This is a genomic window from Variovorax sp. Varisp46 (assembly GCF_059491885.1).
This window is the reverse complement of the sequence record NZ_CP168515.1, coordinates 1068472-1082161: the sequence shown is the minus strand read 5'-3', so window position 1 is coordinate 1082161 and position 13690 is coordinate 1068472. Positions and strand designations below refer to the sequence as shown.

Annotated in this window: 11 protein-coding genes and 1 pseudogene; 8 read left to right on the top strand and 4 right to left on the bottom strand. The window is 68.4% G+C overall.

Features of this window, described 5'->3' with window-relative positions; all coding sequences use genetic code 11:
- Nucleotides 1–26 precede the first annotated feature (26 nt).
- On the top strand, nucleotides 27–599 hold the full coding sequence (locus ACEN9N_RS05090) for a carboxymuconolactone decarboxylase family protein (RefSeq protein WP_495655498.1): 573 nt from the start codon (nucleotides 27–29) through the stop codon (nucleotides 597–599).
- Between the two features lie 16 nt (nucleotides 600–615).
- On the opposite strand, the gene ACEN9N_RS05085 is transcribed toward ACEN9N_RS05090, so the two are convergent.
- A complete protein-coding gene (locus tag ACEN9N_RS05085; protein WP_495655497.1) occupies nucleotides 616–2901 on the bottom strand; it encodes a heavy metal translocating P-type ATPase in 2286 nt (761 codons plus the stop codon).
- Nucleotides 2902–2971: 70 nt separating this feature from the next.
- Between ACEN9N_RS05085 and cadR the strand changes: the two genes are divergently transcribed.
- Nucleotides 2972–3442 (top strand): Cd(II)/Pb(II)-responsive transcriptional regulator, encoded by a 471-nt coding sequence (gene cadR / locus ACEN9N_RS05080; RefSeq protein ID WP_495655496.1) that lies wholly within the window; start codon nucleotides 2972–2974, stop codon nucleotides 3440–3442.
- 12 nt (nucleotides 3443–3454) lie between these two features.
- Here cadR and cysE read toward each other — a convergent pair whose 3' ends face one another.
- A complete protein-coding gene (gene cysE / locus ACEN9N_RS05075; protein WP_007833726.1) occupies nucleotides 3455–4225 on the bottom strand; it encodes a serine O-acetyltransferase in 771 nt (256 codons plus the stop codon).
- A gap of 89 nt (nucleotides 4226–4314) precedes the next feature.
- Entirely contained in the window at nucleotides 4315–5055 is a 741-nt protein-coding gene (locus tag ACEN9N_RS05070; RefSeq protein WP_495655495.1) for an RNA methyltransferase, read from the bottom strand.
- Nucleotides 5056–5164: 109 nt separating this feature from the next.
- On the opposite strand from ACEN9N_RS05070, the pseudogene ACEN9N_RS05065 reads away from it, so the two are divergent.
- From ACEN9N_RS05065 to ACEN9N_RS05055, 3 genes and pseudogenes are all read left to right on the top strand, one after another.
- Nucleotides 5165–6219 (top strand): annotated as a pseudogene (locus tag ACEN9N_RS05065) (inositol monophosphatase family protein).
- Nucleotides 6220–6221: 2 nt separating this feature from the next.
- The gene (locus tag ACEN9N_RS05060) at nucleotides 6222–8474 is read left to right on the top strand and encodes an FUSC family protein (protein ID WP_413312593.1); all 2253 of its coding nucleotides are present in this window, start codon (nucleotides 6222–6224) and stop codon (nucleotides 8472–8474) included.
- Nucleotides 8474–9553 (top strand): mechanosensitive ion channel family protein, encoded by a 1080-nt coding sequence (locus ACEN9N_RS05055; RefSeq protein WP_007833730.1) that lies wholly within the window; start codon nucleotides 8474–8476, stop codon nucleotides 9551–9553. Before ACEN9N_RS05060 ends, ACEN9N_RS05055 begins: the two co-directional genes overlap by 1 nt.
- Before the next feature lie 82 nt (nucleotides 9554–9635).
- Here the strand turns inward: ACEN9N_RS05055 and ACEN9N_RS05050 are convergent, their stop codons facing one another.
- A complete protein-coding gene (locus ACEN9N_RS05050) occupies nucleotides 9636–10160 on the bottom strand; it encodes a MarR family winged helix-turn-helix transcriptional regulator (RefSeq protein ID WP_007833731.1) in 525 nt (174 codons plus the stop codon).
- A gap of 105 nt (nucleotides 10161–10265) precedes the next feature.
- Between ACEN9N_RS05050 and ACEN9N_RS05045 the strand changes: the two genes are divergently transcribed.
- Genes ACEN9N_RS05045 through ACEN9N_RS05035 form a run of 3 tightly spaced genes read left to right on the top strand, consistent with a single transcriptional unit; the run spans nucleotide 10266 to nucleotide 13635 of the window.
- On the top strand, nucleotides 10266–11264 hold the full coding sequence (locus ACEN9N_RS05045) for a Bug family tripartite tricarboxylate transporter substrate binding protein (protein WP_495655494.1): 999 nt from the start codon (nucleotides 10266–10268) through the stop codon (nucleotides 11262–11264).
- Between the two features lie 39 nt (nucleotides 11265–11303).
- Nucleotides 11304–12296: a Bug family tripartite tricarboxylate transporter substrate binding protein gene (locus ACEN9N_RS05040; protein ID WP_495655493.1), complete on the top strand. Its 993-nt coding sequence runs from the start codon at nucleotides 11304–11306 to the stop codon at nucleotides 12294–12296.
- 22 nt (nucleotides 12297–12318) lie between these two features.
- The gene (locus ACEN9N_RS05035; protein WP_495655492.1) at nucleotides 12319–13635 is read left to right on the top strand and encodes a sulfatase family protein; all 1317 of its coding nucleotides are present in this window, start codon (nucleotides 12319–12321) and stop codon (nucleotides 13633–13635) included.
- Nucleotides 13636–13690: the final 55 nt, after the last annotated feature.

The following is a 13690-nucleotide window of genomic DNA, read 5'->3' as shown; positions in this document are numbered from 1 at the left end:
CCATCATTGCATTGAAGGAACCGTCCATGGCCGGCACAGCCGCGAACCCCACGCCGAGGATTCCCCCGCTCGAAGCGCCCTATCCCGAGTCCATCGGCGAACTGCTCCGGCGCATGACGCCGCCGCAGGCGCCCGAAATCCTCGCCCTGTTCCGCGTGATGGCCGTGAACCCTGCGCTGGCCGAACGCGCGCTCGACCTGGGCCGCTACCTGCTGGGCCGCAAGGCGGCCATCGGCCTGCGCGAACGCGAGATCGTCATCCTGCGGGTCTGTGTCCGCTGCGGTGCCGAATACGAATGGGGCGTGCACTGGGCCGGTTTCGCCGACGCGGCCGGCTTCAGCGAAACCGACCGGCGCGTGATGGCATCGGCCGATGGCGATCTTTCATTGCTCGCGCCGCGCGACCGGCTTCTGGTGTCGATGGTCGACCAGTTGCACGACACGAGCAATGTGGACGATGCACTGTGGGAGGCCCTGGGCGCGCACTGGAGCCATGCGCAGCTGATCGAGCTGATGATGCTCGCGGGTTGGTATCACTCCGTGAGCTATGTGTGCAATGCGGCGCGGGTGCCGCTGGAGGCGTGGGCTGCGCGCTGGTGAAGTGAAGCCGTGGCTTCTACTTTTGCGCGCGCATCAGACGCAGCCCGTTCGCCACCACCAGCAGGCTCGCCCCCATGTCGGCAAACACCGCCATCCACATGGTCGCGCTGCCGAACACCGCGAGCACGAAGAACACGGCCTTGATGCCCAGCGCCAGCGTGATGTTCTGCCACAGTACCGAATGCGCCCGGCGCGACAGGCGGATGGTCTCGGGGATGCGGCGCAGGTCGTCGTTCATGATGACCACGTCGGCCGCTTCCATCGCGGTGTCGGTGCCGGCGCCGCCCATCGCGAAGCCGATGTCGGCCTGCGCGAGCGCGGGGGCGTCGTTGATGCCGTCGCCGGTCATCGCGGCGGCGCCGTAGCGCTGCTGCATGGCCTTGACGGCGTCGAGCTTCTCCTCGGGCAGCAGGTTGCCGCGCACGTCGTCGATGCCGGCGTGGGCGCCGATGGCCTTCGCGGTGGCGGCGTTGTCGCCGGTGAGCATCACGGGCACGACGCCGAGCGCACGCAGTTCCGCCACCGCGGCCTGCGACGATTCCTTGATGGTGTCGGCCACGGCGAACAGCGCGAGCACGGCCTTGTCCGATGCCAGCAGCGTGACGGTGCGGCCCGCCTCTTCATGGCGCTTCAGTTCGGCTTCGAGCGACGGCGTGCACAGGCCTCGCTCCTCGATCAGGCGGTGGTTGCCGAGCACGTAGGCCTGCCCCGCGTGCGTGGCCTGCACGCCGCGGCCGGGCAGCGCGGCGAAGTCGCCGACTTCGTCCTGCGGCCCCTTCAGGCCTTCGGCGATGGCCTTCGACACCGGGTGGTCCGAACGGCCCGCGATGCTGGCAGCAATGGTGAACACCGTGGCCTCGTTGCCCGAGGTGTCGACCAGCACCGAGTCGACCAGCTTCGGCTTGCCTTCGGTGACGGTGCCGGTCTTGTCGAGCGCAACCGCCTTGAGCCTGCGCGCCTCTTCGAGGTACGTGCCGCCCTTGATGAGAATGCCGCGCCGCGCGGCCGCGGCCAGCGCACTCACCACGGTGACAGGCGTCGAGATCACCAGCGCGCACGGGCAGGCGATGACCAGCAGCACCAGCGCCTTGTAGATGGCCTGCAGCCACGTCCAGTCCATGAACAGCGGCGTGAGCACCGCCACGGCCAGCGCCAGCACGAAGACGGTGGGCGTATAGATGGCGGCGAACCTGTCGACGAAGCGCTGCGTCGGCGCGCGCGAACCCTGCGCCTCCTCGACCGCGTGGATGATGCGCGCCAAGGTGGTGTTGGCCGCCACCGCCGTCACGCGGAACTCCAGCCCGGCGGTCTGGTTGATGGTGCCCGCGAACACCTGGTCGCCGACGGTCTTGTCGACCGGAATGCTCTCGCCCGTGACCGGCGCCTGGTCGATGGCGCTGGTGCCTTCGGTGACGACACCGTCCAGCGGCACGCGCTCGCCGGGGCGGATGCGCGCAATGGCATCCAGCACCACCTCGCTGGCCATCACGGTGCGCCAGCTGCCGTCGGCCTGCTTCACCTCGGCCTGCTCGGGCGCGAGCGCCAGCAGGCTCTGGATGGCATTGCGCGCACGGTCCACGGCGCGCGCTTCGATCAGTTCCGCGATGGCATAGAGCGCCATCACCATCGCGGCTTCGGGCCACTGGCCGATGATGAAAGCACCGGTGACGGCCACGGCCATCAGCGCGTTGATGTTCAGGCGCCCGCGCACCAATGCGGCAAAGCCCTTCTTGTAGGTGTCGAGACCGGCGAGGCCGATCGCGCCCAGCGCCAGCACCATCTCGGCCGCCATGAAGCCCTTGCTCTCGAACCCCATGAAGGAGATCGATTCGGCCGCGATGGCCAGCAGCAGTGCAGCCACCAGGCGTGCAAGCCCGATGCTCATGCCGGCGATCTTCGCGGGCGCGGCTGCCGCGGCACCCTCTGCGTTCAGCGGCTCGGGCTTGAAGCCGGCCTCGCGGATCGCGGCGAGCGCCTGGGGCAGCACGCCGTCGTCGGTGGTGATGGCCATGGTGCGTTCGCCAAGCCGGAAGCGCAGGCCCTTGACCCCCGCGACTGGCTCGAGCGCACGGCGGATCTCGGATTCCTCGACGGCGCAATCCATCGTGGGAATGTGAAAGAGCAAGGCGCCCTTGGGAATATCGGCCGCGTCGATGGCGGGCGACGAGCCGCAGACCGGATCGCCGCAGCAGGATGTTGCGGCAGGGGAATGCGCATGCCCGGGCGCGTGGTCGTGACCATGATCGTGGTCGTGCGGATGAAGGGCCGGCGTCACCGGCTTCAGGGCGTTCTGATTCGTCATGGCATCGATTGGAAACCCTGAAGCAGGTGTAGAGTCAAACGCTCATTCCCACTCGTTCATTTGCCGCATCATGAAAATCGGGGAACTGGCCAAGGTCGCGAACACGCCGGTCGAAACCATCCGGTACTACGAGCGCGAGCAACTGCTGCCCGAGCCCGCGCGCACCGATAGCAACTACCGCATCTACGACGAAGACCATGCCCAGCGCCTGGGCTTCATCCGCCGCTGCCGCTCGCTCGACATGACGCTCGACGAGATCCGCAGCCTGCTGAAATTCCGCGACGCGCCACAGGACGACTGCGGCGAGGTCAACCAGTTGCTGGACGACCACATCGGCCACGTTGCCACGCGCATCGCCGAACTCAAGATGCTGGAGAAGCAACTGAAGGCGCTGCGCCAACAATGCTGCGGCCCCGAATCGGCCAACGCCTGCGGCATCCTGCAGGAACTGGACACCGCCTCCCTCGCTCCCGAGACCTTCGGCCAGCACGCAGGCCATGTGCACGGGGCGCTGCACGCGCCGGCCAAGCGGGGCGGCTGATCGGGCTTCTTCTTACTTGCCCACCAGCTGCGTGAGCTTGTCCGCCTCGAAGTTCTCGTCGCGCGCCGCATCGCCCGGCACGCAATCCTTGGTGCCCGGCTGCGCCGACAGCTTCTCGATGGCCTGCCACAGCAGCGCGATCTGGTGCTCCTGGCTCGATGCGCTGTCGATCAGCCCGCGCAGCGCCTGGCTCAGCGGGTCGTCTTCCTGCGTGATGCCGTAGGCGGAGAACTTCTGCGGCGCGGCCACATCGGCGCTTTCGCCGGTCTTCGACGGAATGATGCGTGCGGGAATGCCCACCGCGGTCGCCCCCGCCGGCACCGGCTTGATGACCACCGCGTTGCTGCCGATCTTGGCGCCATCGCCCACGACGAAGCCGCCCAGCACCTTGGCCCCCGCGCTCACCACCACATCACGCCCCAGCGTCGGGTGCCGCTTGGCGCCCTTGTAGAGCGAGGTGCCGCCCAGCGTCACGCCCTGGTAGATGGTGCAGCCGTCGCCGATCTCGGCCGTCTCGCCGACCACCACGCCCATGGCGTGGTCGAAGAACACGCGCTCGCCGAGCTTGGCGGCCGGATGGATCTCGATGCCGGTGAGCCAGCGCGCCCAGTGCGCGATGAAGCGCGCGGGCCACTTGAAGCCATGCGTCCAACAGGCGTGCGCCCAGCGATGCAGCACCACGGCATGGAAGCCGGGGTAGACCGTGATCACTTCCCATGCGCTGCGGGCGGCCGGGTCGCGTTCGAGGATGCACCGGATGTCGGCGCGCAGTCGAGTAAACATCGCTGCCTTCTGTCTGTTGTCGTTATATCGATAGGGGCGAAGCAGTCTAAGGCCGGGGGTCTTCGCGTAGGGCCGAAGGGGTTTTTTATTCAGGAGCTTTTGCCGGCCTTGGGTGCCTTGGCGGCGTCGGCCATGGCCTTGGCGATGCCACGCAGGATGTGGATTTCCTCCGGCGTAGGCTGGGCGCGGTTGAAAAGCTGCTGCAGCCGCGGCATCAGCTTCTTGGGCGCTTCGGGATCGAGGAAACCGATCTCCACGAGCGAGCGCTCCCAGTGGTCGAGCATGCCGCCCACCGCCTGCGCATCGGCCGCCTGCACGGGGTTGATGGCTTCGCGCACCTCGTAGCCACCGAGCGCGAGCCGCCACTCGTAGGCCACCACCTGGATCGCCGCGCCCAGGTTGAGCGAGCCGAACTTCGGATCGGTCGGGATGCTCAGGGCCACGTTGCAGCGGTAGACGTCCTCGTTGCGCATGCCGAATCGCTCGGAGCCGAACAGGAAGGCCACGTGCTGGTCGCCCTGTTTGGCCAGGGGTTCCAGGTGCTCCCGGGGCGTGCGCGTGGGCGGGCCGAAGTCGCGCGGGATCATGGCCGTGGCGCACAGGTGGGTGACGCCGTCAAGGGCTTCGTCCAGCGTTTCTACGATGCGGGCGTTGGTCAGCACGTCGAGCGCGCCGCTCGCGCGCTGGATGGTTTCCTCGCGCCGCAGCACGTTGGCCCAGCGCGGCGCCACCAGTACGAGGTCGGAAAAACCCATGGTTTTCATGGCGCGGGCGGCGGCGCCCACGTTGCCGGCGTGGCTGGTCTGGATCAGGATGAAACGGGTGCGCATGGCGGATTTGGAGACACGAAACGGCGGAGCCGGTAAAATCCCCCGATTCTCGCTGCCCGCATCGCCGGGCCGCCTCCGGGGGCCTCCCCACCGTTCTTCCCACAATCCAATGTCGTCCCCCAACCTGCATCCCATGCTCAACGTGGCCGTCAAGGCCGCACGCGCCGCCGGCGCGATCATCAACCGCGCCGCCCTCGACGTCGAGGCCGTTCGCATCTCCCAGAAGCAGGTCAACGACTTCGTCACCGAAGTCGATCACGCCAGCGAAAAAGCGATCATCGAGACGCTGCTTGGCGCGTACCCGGGGCACGGCATCCTGGCCGAAGAATCGGGCACCGAACACGGCGCCAAGGACTCCGACTACGTCTGGATCATCGATCCGCTCGACGGCACCACCAATTTCATCCACGGCTTCCCGGTGTACTGCGTGTCCATCGCGCTGTCGGTGCGCGGCAAGATCGAGCAGGCCGTGGTGTACGACCCCACCCGCAACGACCTGTTCACCGCCACCAAGGGCCGCGGCGCCTACATGAACGAGCGCCGCATCCGCGTCTCCAAGCGCACCCGCCTCAACGAGTGCCTGATCTCCACCGGCTTCCCGTTCCGCACCGGCGACAACTTCAAGCAGTACCTGGCCATCATGGCGGACATGATGCCCCGCGCGGCCGGCCTGCGCCGCCCCGGCGCCGCCGCACTCGACCTCGCCTACGTGGCGGCCGGCTTCACCGACGCCTTCTTCGAGACCGGCCTGAATCCCTGGGACGTGGCCGCGGGTTCGCTGCTGGTGACCGAGGCCGGCGGCCTGATCGGCAACTTCACGGGCGAGCCCGAGTTCCTCGAACAGCGCGAATGCCTGGCCGGCGCCCCGCGCATCTACGGCCAGCTGGTGCCGCTGCTCGCCAAGTATTCGAAGTTTGCCAACGTGGACGACAAGCTGCGCGCCAGCGACCGCGTGCGCGCCGTGTCCGCCTCGACCAAGTCGAATGCCGCCGACGCCTCGGTCGACCTGTACGCCCGCAGCACCGTGGTCGACTTCGCGGATGAAGCTGCCGAAGGCGCCGCCCCGGCACCCGCCGCCGCACCCGCCCCCGAAAGCTCACGCGCATCCGCCGCGACGCACCCGCCGCCAGTGGCCCCTCCGAGGGCGACACGCCCGCCAAGTGACGATGCTGGGGCCCCACGCCGCGCCCCGCGTTCGTGCCGCTCTGCGCATCGCGCTGAGCCACTACGTCGCGAGCGGGCTCACCGTTGCGCTGGGCCTGCTGTTCATCTCGGGCGGCATCCACCTCTGGCTCGGCACCATTGCGGCCTCTGCGGCCGCCACCGGCGTGATCGTCACCGCGCCGCCCGACTTGCCCGGACCACGCCGCGGCAAGTTCCTGCAGATGCTGCCAGCGCCGCTCATCGGGCTGCCGCTCTTCTTCGCGGTGCAGATGCTGCACAGTGCCCCCATCCGGCTCGGGCTGGTGCTGGTGCCCGCCACCTTCGTCGCCTTCCTGGCCATGGCCTGGGGCAAGCGCGGCATTCCGATCGCCATCGCGGTGATGTTCTCGATGGTGTTCTCCATGGCCACGCCGCCGCCCGCCGGCATGGCCGACGCCATCGAGCGCACCTGGCACTTCGGACTGGGCGCGGGCCTTTACGTGATCTGGGCCACGCTGGCCAACCTCGCGCTCAACGGGCGCTTTCGCACCCAGTCGGTGGCCGACGTGCTGTATTCGCTGGCCGCGCTGATGCGAACCGAGGCCAGCCAGTTCCTGCCGCAGGACGAGACCCGCGACGTGCGCGACACTCCCGCGCCCTTGTTGGGCCAACTGCTGCGCGAGCAGGCCGCGCTGGCCGACCAGTTGCAGGCCACGCGCGACATCGTGCTCGAATCGCCGCGCACTCCGCGCCGCCAGCGCCTGGCCGCCATGCTGGTGATCGTGCTCGAGATGCGCGACCAGCTGCTGGCCAGCGAGCTCGACCTCGACACCCTGCGCGCCCACCCCGCGCACGCCGAGGCGCTGATCGAGATGCGCCGCGTGCTCGAAGAGCTCGCCGACGAGACCATCGCGCTGGCCGACGCCCTCATGATGGGCCGCCACCCCGAGGCCATAGCCGACCGCCGCCCACGCCTGGCGGCCATCCACGTCTCGGCCGACGACAGCGCCGACATGCACGGCGGCAGCGGCGGCCACATCGGCCCCACGGCCGCCATGCTCGCGCGCGGGCTGGCCAGCCGCATCGGCCACATCAACGACGAGGTGCTGCGCCTGTCGGCCATGGCGCGCGGCGACGCCGAGCCCAACCTCGCCGTGGTGCGCGCCAACTGGCAGCTCTTCGTGAGCCCTACCGACTGGTCGCTGCGCCCCTTCTTCACACTGTGGAGCTGGGACCAGCCGCCGCTGCGCCACGCCATCCGCGCCGCGCTGGCCATCGCAGCCGGCTACGCCATCGCGGTGTCGATGCCCTGGGGCTCGCACGACTACTGGATCCTGCTGACCATCGTGGTCGTGCTGCGCGGCAGCCTGTCGCAGACGCTGGAGCGCCGCAACGCGCGCGTGGCCGGCACGCTGCTGGGCTGCGTGCTCGCGGTGGGGCTGCTGTCGGCGCACCCGTCGGCGCTGATGCTGCTGGTCATCGTCACGGTGGCGCAGGCCATCGCGCACAGCTTCGCAGTGCGGCGCTACCTCATTACCGCCGTGGCCGCCACCGTGCTCGGCCTGGTGCAGGCCCACATGCTGAACGTGGGCATCGCGCCCATCTTCGCGCTCTTCGAGCGCATCGCCGACACGCTCATTGGCGCCGCGCTGGCCTGGGGCTTCTGCTACGTGCTGCCCTCGTGGGAGCGCACGCAGATTCCGGCGCTGGTGTCGCGCGTGCTCAGCGCGCAGGCGCGGCATGCACGGCTCGCGCTCGGCCTGGGTCAGCTCAAGGCCATCGACAGCAGCCCCGAGCTCGAATGGCGGCTCGCGCGCCGCGAGGCCTACGACAGCCTCTCGGCGCTGGTGCAGGCCACGCAGCGCTCGCTCTCGGAGCCGCGCGCGGTGCAGCCGCCGCTGGAGCCGCTCGAGCACCTGCAGGCACACAGCTACCAGCTGCTTGCGCAGTTGAGCGCCGTGAAGTCGATGCTGGTGCTGCGGCGTGACCGCCTCACGCCCGCAGAGGTCGAAGGCCCGATCAGCCGCACCGCGCAGCGCATCGAAGCGGCCATCGGAACCATCCCTACCACCGGCCCCTCTCAACCCGAGAGCGCCGGCTCGACCACCGTGGGTGGCCCGATCCCCCTGCCCGACCCGTTCGACAACGACATCAGCCCCTGGCTGCTGCGCCGGCTCGACCTCGCCACGGCACTCGCCACGCAGCTGCGCGACGACGCGGCGCGCATTCTTCAACCCCTGAACGAGACAACAGCAGCCACGACGACCACCGCCTGATGACCAAAGAGATACTTGCCCACCCCTGGTTCGGCACATGGATTGCCATCCTCGTCGCCATCCCGCTCGCTCTTCTGGTTCACCGCATCGGCGGCCTTGTCCTGAAGCGCATCACCCGCCCCGTACCCACGGTGCACGCGATGGTGATCAACTGCAATGCGCCAGCACGGCTCGTGCTGCCGCTGGTGGCGCTGCTGCTCATCTTCCAGGCGGCGCCTGACGACCTTCGCTTCATCGGCAACGTTCGCCACCTCAACGGACTGCTGCTCATCGCCGCCGCCACCTGGCTCACGGTGAAGGCCATCAGCGGCTTCGCCGAAGGCGTGCTCGCCCAGAACCCTTCCGACATCGACGACAACCTGCAGGCGCGCCGTGTGCTCACGCAGACGCGCGTGCTGGCGCGCACCGCCATGACGGTGGTGCTGGTGGCCGGCGGCGCGATGATGCTCATGACCTTTCCGGGTGCGCGCCAGGTGGGCGCGAGCCTGCTGGCTTCGGCCGGCGTGATCGGCATCGTGGCCGGCCTTGCGGCCAAGCCGGTGTTCAGCAACCTCATTGCGGGCCTGCAGATCGCGCTGGCGCAGCCGATCCGCATCGACGACGTGCTCGTGGTCGAGGGCGAATGGGGCCGCGTCGAGGAGATCACGGGCACCTTCGTCGTCCTCAAGATCTGGGACGAGCGCCGGCTGATCCTGCCACTCACCTACTTCATCGAGAAGCCGTTCCAGAACTGGACGCGGCACTCGGCGCAGCTGCTGGGCGCCGTGTTCATCTACGTCGACTACGGCATGCCGCTCGCGCCGCTGCGCGCGGAGGTCGAGCGCATCGTGAAGGCCGCACCCGAATGGGACGGCCGCTTCTTCAACCTGCGAGTGACCGATGCGACCGAGCGCACCATGCAGATCCGCGTGCTGTGCACCGCGGCAACATCGGGCCTTGCGTTCGACCTGCGCTGCAGCGTGCGCGAAGGGCTGATCGACTTCATGCAGCGCGAGCACCCGCAGTTCCTGCCGAAGATGCGCATCGCGAGCGACGGCGACCAGGAATACGGACAACAGCAGCAACGAGCCGTGGCCTGATACGGCGTTGAGGCGCTCGCCGATGAAGGCGGTGCCGCAGCGCACCGCCTGGCAAGCAACCAGGTGCGCTACCGCGGCATCGTCAAGGCGACCGTGATGAAGGTGGCCTGATGCCGCCCGCCCCGCGGCGGCCCCGGTCCGCCTTGGGCAGCACGGCCACTGCCACCATACGCTCGGCCTGCGCCTGCAGGAGGTGCAGGATTTGGTCCAGGCGCGCCGCGTCTTCGCCGCTCAGGGCGCTTATCAGCTCGGCATTGATCCTGGTGACCAGCGGAAAAAGCTCCGCGTACAGCGCGTGCCCCGCCTCGGTCAGGTCCAGCAGCACCTGCCGCCGGTCGCCCACGCGGGCCACGCGCGAGACCAGCTGTTTTTCGACCAGCGAACCAACGGCCTTGGAGGTGCGGGCGCGATCGAGCTGGGCATGCTCGGCCAGCTGGGAGGAGCCCAGTTCGCCGCGGCGCGCGAGCACCACGATCAGCCGCCATTCGCGCCGCGTGATGCCGAAGCGGCCCTCGCACAGGCGGATCACCATGCCACCCGCCACGCCGACCACCCGCGACAGCCGGTACAGCAGCAGGTCGTCGAGCGAACGGTGCTGCGTGGTCATTGGGGGTTAGTCCGGGGGTTGGTTGATTAGATCAATCGACTGTAGCGTCTCTACAGTCTTCGGGATCGAACTCCAACCCCGAGAAAACCCCGGAGACGCCGCCCCATGCCCACGCACCTTTCTTCGTTCGACCGCCGCCACGCACTCGCCGCCCTGGGCGGGTTTGCCCTTGCGCCGCTCGCCCTCGATGCGCGGGCCCAGGCCTTCAGGCCCGGCCAGCCCATCAAGGTGCTGATCGGCGTGCCCGCCGGCGGCACGCAGGACGTGCTGACCCGCGCCATCGCGCACCTGCTGCGCGAGGCGCTGGGCCCGCTCATCGTCGACAACCGCGCGGGCGCGGCGGGCCGCATTGCGGCGGAAACCGTCAAGACGGCCACCCCCGACGGCCACACGCTGCTGCTGGGAACGGCCAGCATGATGACCATGTACCCGAGCGCCTACCGCAGCCTCTCGTACGACCCGTTCAAGGATTTCGTGCCGATCATCAACGCGGCGCGCTTCGAGCTGGCGCTGACCGTGCACAAGGACGTGCCTGCCAACACGCTGGCCGAGTTCATCGCCTGGGCCAAGGCGCAGGGCGACAAGCTGAGCTTCGGCTCCTACGGCTCGGGCACGCCTTCGCACTTTCTAGGCGAGATGCTCAACCGCACGGCCGGGCTGAAGATGGTGCACGTGCCCTACCGCGGCTCCACGCCCGCGCGGCAGGACGTGATGGGCGGCACCATACCCGTGTACTTCGACACCGTCGGCGGCGCGCAGCAGATGATGCCCTCGGGCCGCGTGAAGGTGCTGGCCACCAGCGGCGAGAAGCGCTCGCCGCTCATGCCCAACCTGCCATGCTTCGTCGAAGCCGGCTACAAGGACGTGGTGGCCACCGCCTGGTTCGCCTACTACGCACCGCTCAAGACACCACAAGCCACCGTCGACAAGCTGCGCGCGGAATTCGCCCGCGCCGTCAACTCGCGCGAGGTGCGCCAACAGTTGCTGCAGAACGGCATGTATCCGGTCGGCGACGGCAGCGACGCCTTGCTGAAGACCATGCGCGAGGACACCGCGCGCTGGGCGGGCATCATGAAAGCCGTGAATTTCCAGGCCAACGACTGAACAACCAAACGAACGACCGAAACGAGGAGGAACCCCGATATGCCGAATACGACCCCCATCACCCGCCGCCTGGCCACGCTGCTTGCCGCAGCCGGCTTCATGGCATCCATCGCCGCCACGGCACCCGCGGCGAGCGCGCAGACGTTCGACACCCCGCTGCGCATCGTCGTCGGCTACGCCCCCGGCGGCGCCACCGACCGCGTGGCGCGCATCGTGGGCGACAAGCTTTCCTCGCGCCTGGGCGTGCCCGTGGTGGTCGACAACAAGCCCGGTGCGGGCGGCCGCCTCGCGGCGCAGCAGGTGAAGACCACCCCGGCCAGCCAGAACGTGCTGATGCTCGCCAACCCCGCCGTGATGGTGGTGGCGCCGCTGGTCTTCAAGGACAACAACTACGACGCCGAGCGCGACTTCGTGCCCGTGTCTTACGTCAACGACTACAACTTCGCGCTGGCGGTGTCCCCCACCCTGCCCGTGCGCGAGCTCAACCATCTGCTCGCCTGGATGCGCGCCAACCCCAACCAGGCCAACGTCGGCGTGCCGGCCACCGGCAGCCTGCCGCACTTCTTCGGCCTCATGGTGGGCGAGAAGGCCAAGGTGCAGACCCAGGTGATCGGCTACCGCGGCTCCGCGCCGCTGCTGAACGACCTGATCGGCGGGCAGGTGCCCATTGCCGTCGACACCGAAGACGTGGTGATCCCGCAGCACGCGGCCGGCAAGCTGCGCATCCTCGCGCTGTCGGGCGCCAAGCGCTCGCCCTTTGCGCCGAACGTGCCTACCTTCAAGGAAGCAGGCCTCGACCTGTCCGCCACCGGCTGGAACACCTTCTTCGCGCCGGCCAGCATGCCCAAGGACAAGGTCGAGCGCCTGTCCAACATCATTCGCGAAGTGATGCAGGACCCGGACACGCAGCGCAAGTTCAAGGACTCCGGCATGACCCCGGTAGTGAGCACGCAGGCGCAGACCGCCGCGATGCTGAAGTCCTACCGCGCGCAGTGGGCCCCGGTGGTGCAGAAGTCGGGCTACCAGCCCTGAGCTCCGACGACGCCAAAGAGACATGAACAGACCCAACATCATCTTCATCGTCGCCGACGACCTCGGCTACGCAGACCTCGGCTGCTACGGCGGCCGCGACGCCGTGTTCGGCCCCGTGTCGCCCGTGCTCGACGGGCTGGCCGCCAACGGCCTGAAGCTCACGCAGGGCTACGCCAACTCGCCCGTGTGCTCGCCTACCCGCTTCGGCATGATCACCGGGCGCTACCAGTACCGCCTGCGCGGCGCCGCCGAAGAGCCCATCAACAGCAGGAGCCGCGGCAGCGCCACGCTTGGCCTGCCGACCGACCATCCCACGCTGCCTTCATTGCTGAAGGCCAGCGGCTACAGCACGGCGCTCATCGGCAAATGGCACCTGGGTTACCCGCCCAGCTTCGGGCCGCTGCGCTCGGGATACGACGAATTCTTCGGTCCGATGTCGGGCGGGGTCGACTACTTCACCCACTGCGACTCCACCGGACGGCACGACCTGTGGTTCGGCGAGGAAGACAAGGTCGAAGAGGGCTACCTCACCGACATCCTCTCGAAGCGCGCGGTCGAGTACGTGGAGCGCATGGCGAAGCAGGAAGCGCCCTTTTTCCTGAGCCTGCACTACACCGCCCCGCACTGGCCATGGGAAACGCGCGACGACGCGGCCAAAGCACCCGCCGTGAAGGACAACCTGTTCGACCTGGCCGGCGGCAACATCCACGTGTATCGCCGCATGATCCATCACATGGACGAAGGCATCGGCTGGATCATGGCCGCGCTGCAGAAGCACGGCATGGCCGACAACACGCTGGTGGTGTTCACCAGCGACAACGGCGGCGAGCGCTTCTCGGACAACTGGCCGCTGGTGGGCGGCAAGATGGATTTGACCGAAGGCGGCATCCGCGTGCCATGGATCGCGCACTGGCCTGCGGTGATTGGCAAGGGCGGCGAGAGCACGCAGCTGTGCATGACCATGGACTGGTCGGCCACCATGCTCGACGCGGCCGGCGTGGCGGCGCATGCGGACTATCCGCTGGACGGCGTCTCGCTGATGCCCGTGCTGAAGGACGCGAAGCAAAGCTTCCGCAGGCCGCTGCACTGGCGCATGAACCACCGCGGGCAGGAAGCCATGCGCGATGGGGACTGGAAGTACCTGAAGGTGGACGGGAACGAGTACCTGTTCAACATTCCCGGGGATGAGCGCGAGCGGGCGAATCTGGCGAAGAAGGAGCCGGAAAGGCTGGCTGCGATGCGGGCGGATTGGCAGGCTTGGAATGCGACGATGCCGGCGATTCCGGAGGATGCGACTGTGAGCCTGGGGTATTCGATCAAGGACATGCCGCAGAGGTGATGAACGGCGGGAAGGACCGCTGCCGTGGGAAACGCGCGCATGCGAATTCCTGCGC